Annotated in this window: 3 protein-coding genes and 1 pseudogene; 3 read left to right on the top strand and 1 reads right to left on the bottom strand. The window is 68.6% G+C overall.

The features are described 5' to 3' along the window. A pseudogene (gene senB / locus AC1DOC_RS29775) lies at positions 1 to 460 on the top strand (selenosugar synthase SenB); the annotation flags it as partial. Beyond that, positions 457 to 1,530, top strand: coding sequence for a selenophosphate synthetase SenC (gene senC, locus AC1DOC_RS29770; RefSeq protein ID WP_478080655.1), 1,074 nt, complete (start codon positions 457 to 459; stop codon positions 1,528 to 1,530). The pseudogene senB and the gene senC, both read left to right, overlap by 4 nt. A gap of 25 nt (positions 1,531 to 1,555) precedes the next feature. Here the strand turns inward: senC and AC1DOC_RS29765 are convergent, their stop codons facing one another. Continuing rightward, a complete protein-coding gene (locus AC1DOC_RS29765; protein WP_018902837.1) occupies positions 1,556 to 2,071 on the bottom strand; it encodes a DUF305 domain-containing protein in 516 nt (171 codons plus the stop codon). A gap of 38 nt (positions 2,072 to 2,109) precedes the next feature. Between AC1DOC_RS29765 and AC1DOC_RS29760 the strand changes: the two genes are divergently transcribed. Continuing rightward, positions 2,110 to 2,301, top strand: coding sequence for a hypothetical protein (locus AC1DOC_RS29760; RefSeq protein ID WP_436043459.1), 192 nt, complete (start codon positions 2,110 to 2,112; stop codon positions 2,299 to 2,301). The last annotated feature ends 35 nt before the right edge of the window (positions 2,302 to 2,336 follow it).

Raw genomic sequence — 2,336 nt, 5'->3', positions numbered from 1 at the left:
CCATATCGGCGACGCGGGCGATGCCGGGCTGGGCGAACTCGCGCGCGCATTGGCAAGCGACTGCCCGGGCTACCGCTGGCTCGGCGCCCTGCCCCATGCGCAGACCCGCCAGCGCATCCAGCGCGCCCACGTGCTGGTGCACACCAGCGCGCTGGAAGGCGGGGCCCACGTGATCATGGAGGCGGTGCGCAGCGGCACGCCGGTGCTGGCGTCGCGCGTGCCTGGCAATGTCGGCATGCTCGGCAACGACTACGCGGGCTACTTTCCGCACGGGGATGCCGCCGCGCTGGYGGCGCTGCTCGAGGCCTGCCGCGCGGGCCAGGGGTCCAAAGACCGCGCGGCCGGTCTGCTCGACAGCTTGCGCACACAATGCGCGTTGCGCGCGCCGCTGTTCGACCCCAGGGCCGAGCAGGCCGCACTGTTCCAACTCCTGAACGAACTCCAGCCACCACCACCATGAACGCTGCCCTCCCGCAAGCCCCCGCCGCCGAGCCCCGCCTCACCTCGCTGTCGCACGGCGGCGGCTGCGGCTGCAAGATCGCGCCCGGCGTGCTGTCGGAAATCCTCAAGGGCACGGCGCGCATGCCGATGCCGCCCGAGCTGCTGGTCGGCATCGAGACGGCCGACGACGCGGCCGTCTACCAGCTCAACGACGAGCAGGCGCTGATCGCCACCACCGACTTCTTCATGCCGATCGTCGACGATCCGTTCGACTTCGGCCGCATCGCGGCCACCAACGCGATCTCCGACGTGTACGCGATGGGCGGCAAGCCGATCCTGGCGCTCGCGCTGGTCGGCATGCCGATCAACGTGCTCAGCACGGCGACCATCGGGCGCATCCTCGAAGGCGGCGAATCGGTGTGCCGGGCGGCGGGCATTCCGATCGCGGGCGGCCACACCATCGATTCGGTCGAAGCCATCTACGGGCTGGTCGCGCTCGGGCTGGTCCACCCGAAGCGCGTCAAGCGCAATGCCGGCGCCAAGGCCGGCGACCTGCTGGTGCTGGGCAAGCCGCTGGGCGTGGGCATCCTGTCGGCGGCGCTCAAGAAGGAAGCACTCGACGCGGCCGGCTACCAACGCATGATCGCCACCACGACGCGGCTGAACACGCCCGGCCCCGAGCTCGCGGCGCTCGACGGCGTGCATGCGCTGACCGACGTGACGGGCTTCGGCCTGGCCGGCCATGCGCTGGAACTGGCGCGCGGCGCAAAGCTGTCGCTGGAGATCGACTGGCAGCAGGTGCCCGTGCTGGAAGGCGTGCGCGGCCTCGTGCAGTCGGGGCATGTCACCGGCGCCTCCGGCCGCAACTGGGCCGGCTACGGCTCCGATGTGGCGCTGCCGCAGAACTTTGCCGAGGAAGAGCGCGCCCTGCTCACCGACCCGCAGACCAGCGGCGGACTGCTGGTTTCTTGCGCGCCCGAGGCACTCGACGAGGTATTGGCCATCTTCCGCCGGCATGGCTTCGACGACGCCGCGGTGATTGGCGCTGCCAGCGCGCAAGGGAGCGCGCCGCGGCTGGTGATYCGCTGACGGGCTGCCGGGACCGCGGCTCGGGCTATCTCGCACCCAGTCGCTTCTGGATTGCGTTCATCTCATCGATCTCCTTGCGCTGCGAGCTCGAGATCTGCCCGCACAGCCTGACCAGTTCCGGGTCCTTGAGCTCGGCCTCGCGGCACATGAGGATGGCGCCCGAGTGGTGCGGCACCATCGAGGCGATGAACTGCCTGTCGCCGATCAGGCCCTGCTGCCGAGTCCCGGCCAGGGCGGCGACAAACAGGATCGCGAGCCCCGCATGGAGCGCCGCATTGAGCGCCTTGCTGCGGTACATGCCTCGCATGGTGGCGAGCATGATGATTCCCATCGGCGCGACCATGGTGAGCGCCATGTAGAACATGTTGAGGTTGTTCCGGAAGTCGCCCCAGCCGTCGATCATCGAAAACATGACCAGGTACATGACGGCGAGGCTGAGCAGCATGTTCACTGCAAACATCCCGTAGGGGTGCCCGCCTTGGTGCTGCGGGGCATGTTCGTGAGGTTCCATCGTGTTCTCTCTCTCTGCAAAGACGAGCATGGGCCCGTTGCCGTACCCTGCGCAACAAACGAAACCCGATGCTCCTTTTGCAAAGCTGTGCTCGCGTAGGAAAAAAGCGCATCGCCTCGTGGGAAGCTGCAAGCGGCGGCGCGGTGTTCGATGCGCCGCGCCATGGCTACACGCGGGCATTGCTGGAGGCCACGCCGCGGCCGCTGGCCTCGCTCGCATTGCCCGAAGCACAGTCCCTTCCCGAAGAAATCTTCGCCTGAGCGGCGCGCACCGACGGCATCCCGCAAAAAAACGG

Source organism: Variovorax sp. 01T439_2 (genome assembly GCF_056398445.1).
This window is presented reverse-complemented; position numbering and strand designations above follow the sequence as displayed.

Coding starts and splice junctions, on each gene's coding strand:
- AC1DOC_RS29765 (WP_018902837.1), bottom strand. CDS start 2,071: ATGCTCGTCTTTGCAGAGAGAGAGAACACGATGGAACCTCACGAACAT.
- AC1DOC_RS29760 (WP_436043459.1), top strand. CDS start 2,110: ATGCTCCTTTTGCAAAGCTGTGCTCGCGTAGGAAAAAAGCGCATCGCC.